Consider the following 4,726-nt stretch of genomic DNA (forward strand, 5'->3'; position numbering starts at 1 on the left):
GGGCACGGTGCTCACCCCCCTGGTGTTCGACCCCCTGCGGCGGCTGCAGCAGGGCCAGGCGGGCATGGCGGCCGAGATCGCCGATACCGAGCGGCTCTGGGTGGCGGTGGACGGCATGGGCGGCGACGAAGCCCCCGGTCCGATTCTTGAGGGCTGCCTCAGTGCCGTGGAGCTGCTGCCTCTGCGGGTGCGCTTCGTGGCAGAGACCGAGCCCCTGCAACGGGCCGTGGCTGAGCTGGGGCTGCAGGACGCCCTCGCCAGCGCGACGGAGCGGGGCCTGATCGACCTGGTGTCCAGCGGCCCCTCCGTGGGCATGCACGAGGAAGCCACGGTGGTGCGGCGCAAGCGCGACGCCAGCATCAACCTGGCCATGGATCTGGTCAAGCGCGGCGAGGCCACCGCCGTGTATTCCGCCGGCAACTCCGGTGCCGTGATGGCCTCGGCGATCTTTCGCCTCGGCAGGCTCAAGGGCATCGATCGCCCCGCCATCGGCGCCCTGTTCCCCACCAAGGACCCCAGCCAGCAGGTGCTGGTGCTGGACGTGGGCGCCAACATGGACTGCAAGCCCGAATGGCTGCACCAGTTCGCCCTGCTCGGCAACATCTACAGCCGCGACGTGCTGCAGGTGGCCCGCCCCCGGGTCGGCCTGGTGAACATCGGAGAGGAGGAGTGCAAGGGGAACGACCTCTGCCTGCGCACCTACCCGCTGCTGGCCGGCGACGAGCGCTTTGTGTTTGCCGGCAACTGCGAAGGGCGCGACATCCTTTCCGGCGACTTCGATGTGGTCGTCTGCGACGGGTACACCGGCAATGTGCTGCTGAAATTCCTTGAATCGGTGGGCAGCGTGCTGCTGGATGTGCTGCGCGCCGAGCTGCCCCGCGGCCGCCGCGGCAAGCTGGGCTCAGCCTTTCTGCGCAGCAACCTGGTGCGCATCAAGAAGCGTCTCGACCATGCCGAGCACGGCGGCGCTCTGCTGCTGGGGGTGGATGGGGTCTGTGTGATCGGCCATGGCAGCAGCAAGGCCCTCTCGGTGCTGAGCGCCCTGCGCCTGGCCCATTCGGCCGCCAGCCACGGCGTCATGGACGACCTCCATGCGCTCGGCGCCAGCCAGGTCCAGGCCGAAGCAGCAACGGCAGCAGCCTGTGATTGACTGAGCCCAATCGTGGTCTGATCACGTGGCGTTCGGGGCAAGCGGTGAATCCCTGGGCATGTCGGCGGATGGCCTGGGCCGGGCAGCGGAACGTCCGGGCATGGCCCTGGTGGGCTGTGGCAGTGCCCTGCCGGCAGCCAGTGTCAGCAATGCCGCGCTGAGCGAGCGGGTCGACACCAACGATGCCTGGATCCGCTCCCGCACCGGCATCGGCTCTCGGCGGGTCGCTGGCCCCGATGAAACCCTCACCAGCCTGGCCGCAGAGGCCTGCACCCACGCCCTTGCCCATGCCGGCTGGAGCCCGGAAAGCCTGGATCTGATCCTGCTGGCCACCTCCAGTCCCGACGACCTGTTCGGCACCGCTCCTCGCATCCAGGCCTGCCTGGGCGCTCGGAATGCCGTGGCCTTCGATCTCACGGCCGCCTGCAGCGGCTTCCTCTTCGCCCTGATCACCGCGGCCCAGTACATCGCCGGCGGCAGTGTGCGTCGGGCCCTGGTGATCGGCGCTGACCAGCTCAGCCGCTGGGTGGACTGGGATGACCGCCGGACCTGCGTGCTGTTCGGGGATGGGGCCGCAGCCGTGGCCGTGGAGGCCTGCGATGCCGACGCCAACGGATTGCTGGGCTTTCGCATGCGCTCCGATGGCAGCCGCAACGGCTGCCTCACCCTCGCCCAGACCGATCAACGCCAGGCCCTGCTCGGCAATCTCTCGGCCCAGCGCGGCGGCTTCGCGCCGATCCACATGAACGGCCAGGAGGTCTACAAGTTCGCCGTGCGGGAAGTGCCCGCCGTGCTGGCTGAGGTGCTGGAGGCCTGTGGCACCGAGGCCAACCAGCTCGACTGGTTGCTGCTGCATCAGGCCAACCAACGCATTCTCGATGCGGTGGCCGAGCGCTTCAAGGTGCCTCCGGAACGGGTGCTCAGCAACCTGGCCAGCTATGGCAACACCTCAGCCGCCACAATTCCGCTGATGCTTGATGAAGCCGTGCGCGATGGTCGTGTCAAGCCCGGTCACCGGCTGGCCAGCAGTGGCTTCGGTGCCGGGCTCAGCTGGGGCGGGGCCCTGCTGCGCTGGAGCGGTCCCCAGGGCTGAGCCCGGTCACCTCGGGGTCACACCGCTGCGGCTCGCCTGCAGGCGGCAGCCCTGGTTTGGTTCTCGGTGAACAGCACCGCCGTAATCTCCTGCCGATCGCACGCGCAGCAACGGCATGGGTATTGCCTGGGTGTTTCCTGGCCAGGGTTCCCAGAAGGTGGGGATGGCCGATGGGGTTCTGGATCTGGCCGGCGCCCGCGAGCGCTTCGGGGAGGCCTCGGAGCTGCTGGGCCGCGACCTGCTGGCGATCTGCCAGGGGCAGGAGATCGACACCGGAGGCGGACCCACTGATCTCAATGACACCCGCAACACCCAGCCGGCCCTGTTCGTAATCGAAGGCCTGCTGGTCGAGGAGCTCCACCGGCAGGGCCGGACTGCCCAGTTGGTGGCGGGTCACAGCCTCGGCGAGCTCGTGGCGCTCCACGCCGCCGGGGTGTTCGACTTCCCTACGGGCCTGGCCCTGATGCAACGTCGCAGCGAGTTGATGGCCGCCGCCGGTGGTGGCGCCATGACTGCGGTGATGGGCTTCGATCGCAATCAGCTCAGCGACCTGGTGGCCGCCACCGATGGGGTGGTGATCGCCAACGACAACAGCAGTGCCCAGGTTGTCCTCTCCGGCAGCCCCGAGGCCGTGGCTGCGGTGTGCGCAGCGCTGCAGTGCAAGCGCGCCATCCCGCTGGCGGTGAGCGGGGCCTTCCATTCCCCCTTCATGGCTGAGGCGGCCGAGGCCTTCGCCGCTGAGCTGGAGGCCGTGCCGTTCGCCGATGCCACGATTCCGGTGCTCAGCAACACCGATCCCACGCCGGAAACCCGGGGAGAGGTGCTCAAGGCGCGGCTCACCCGCCAGATGACAACCGGCGTGCGCTGGCGCGAAACCATGGATTGCTTCGTGGCCGAGGCGATCAGCACAGCGGTGGAAATCGGCCCGGGCAATGTGCTCAGCGGCCTGATCAAGCGGAGCTGCAGCGGCATCACCACCAGCCAGATCGCTTCCGCCGCTGACCTGGGCCTGTGAGCACCCCAGCCCCACCCTCCGGGCCTCGGCAAGGCAGCGGTGCCGACGAGCAAGAGCGGCCCGTCGGCGGTAACCGCCCCGGATCCCGCTCCGTCCAGGCGGTGAAGCGGGTCCTGCGGCGGCGGCGCAAACCTGCCGAGCCTCCGGCACTGCTCAGCACCCCGAAACCCAGCCTCACCTATCGGCTGATCAGCTATCTGCTGGTGTTTCCGATCTACCGGCTGCTGTTCCGGGGCCGCACCGCCGGCAACACCAATGTGCCCCTGGAAGGGGCGTTGGTGGTGGTGGCCAACCACGGATCCCATCTCGACCCGCCGCTGCTCGGCCATGCCCTGGGACGCCCCGTCGCCTTCATGGCGAAAGCGGAGCTGTTCCGGGTGCCGCTGCTGGGGCCGATCATCCGGGCCTGTGGCGCCTACCCGGTGGCCCGTGGCGCCAGCGACCGCGAAGCGATCCGCACCGCCACCGACCGGTTGCTGCAGGGCTGGGCCACGGGGGTGTTTCTGGATGGCACCCGTCAAGCGGATGGGCGCGTCAACGAGCCCCAGCCCGGTGCCGCCCTTCTGGCCGCCCGGGCGGGGGTGCCGCTGCTGCCGGTGGCGATCGTGAACAGCCACCGGGCCCTCGGTACCGGTAGGCAACGCCTGCGCCTGGTGCCGATCCACATCCGCATCGGCACGCCGATTCCGCCACCGGCTTCGCGCCGCCGCCCCGATCTGGACGCCACCACCCGGGCCTGCCAGGAGCAGATCAATGCTCTGCTCGATCAGGGAATGCTCAGCGGCGCTCCAGCCGCGCCCCAGCTCGCTCCAGCCACGGGCTCAGATGGTCTGCCGCCCAACCCCTGATGTCATGGCCGCTCACCACCCAGAGCGCCGCCCTTAGCCCATCTCCCCAGACCTTGCTGCGGCCCTCAGGACGGCAGTGGTGGCCGCAGGGCACAGCCACGGGAGTGAGCTGGATGCCACGGCTGCCGGCCACGATCCGGCCCACCAGCAGGGCCCGGTCCATGTGGTCGCTGCTGGTCACCAGCAGGGCGTGGCGGATGCGCGAGCGACGCAGATCATCCACCAGGGAGGTGAAGTTGGAGAGGGTGTCGCGGGCGCGGTAGTCGAGCTTGACCCGATCCCGCGGCAATCCCTCCCGTTGCTCGAACAGCCAGTGGGCATATTCGGGATTGGTGCCGCCGCTCACCACCACCGGCAGTCCATCGCGGCGGGCCAGGCGGGCCGCGACCTGTTCGCGCTCCGCATCGCCGCCCAGCACCAGGATCATCTGCGGCTGCGGTGGCGTCGGCCACCACCAGCCGCGGGACAGCCAGAGCAGGCCGCTGCCCAGCACCAGCGGCAGCACCAGCCTGCCCAGTCCCCGCCGGGCCGGAGGGCGACGTGTCTGTTGCTGGGGCACCGGCCGGCCCGTGGGCCCTGGGAGTGGACCGGCGCTGCGCGGCGGTGGCCCTGACGATCGG

5 protein-coding genes are annotated in these 4,726 nt (G+C 69.8%); 4 read left to right on the forward strand and 1 reads right to left on the reverse strand.

The window, feature by feature from the left end; translation table 11 throughout:
* The 4 genes from plsX to VB716_RS07235 form a co-directional block, all read left to right on the forward strand.
* The coding region (gene plsX / locus VB716_RS07220; protein ID WP_323270116.1) for a phosphate acyltransferase PlsX at positions 1-1,150 on the forward strand (1,150 nt) is incomplete at its 5' end.
* Positions 1,151-1,250: 100 nt separating this feature from the next.
* Positions 1,251-2,243 carry a beta-ketoacyl-ACP synthase III gene (locus VB716_RS07225; RefSeq protein WP_197159053.1) on the forward strand — a complete coding sequence of 331 codons (993 nt, stop codon included), beginning with the start codon at positions 1,251-1,253 and terminating at the stop codon, positions 2,241-2,243.
* 115 nt (positions 2,244-2,358) lie between these two features.
* A complete protein-coding gene (gene fabD, locus VB716_RS07230; protein ID WP_322758250.1) occupies positions 2,359-3,258 on the forward strand; it encodes an ACP S-malonyltransferase in 900 nt (299 codons plus the stop codon).
* 113 nt (positions 3,259-3,371) lie between these two features.
* A complete protein-coding gene (locus VB716_RS07235) occupies positions 3,372-4,106 on the forward strand; it encodes a lysophospholipid acyltransferase family protein (protein WP_370594693.1) in 735 nt (244 codons plus the stop codon).
* On the opposite strand, the gene VB716_RS07240 is transcribed toward VB716_RS07235, so the two are convergent.
* On the reverse strand, positions 4,036-4,665 hold the full coding sequence (locus tag VB716_RS07240; protein WP_323270117.1) for a YdcF family protein: 630 nt from the start codon (positions 4,663-4,665) through the stop codon (positions 4,036-4,038). The genes VB716_RS07235 and VB716_RS07240 overlap by 71 nt on opposite strands.
* Between the last annotated feature and the right edge of the window lie 61 nt (positions 4,666-4,726).

Origin of the sequence: Synechococcus sp. CCY9201 (assembly GCF_034931105.1) — a bacterium.
In the GTDB taxonomy this organism is placed as follows: Bacteria; Cyanobacteriota; Cyanobacteriia; order PCC-6307; family Cyanobiaceae; genus CBW1002.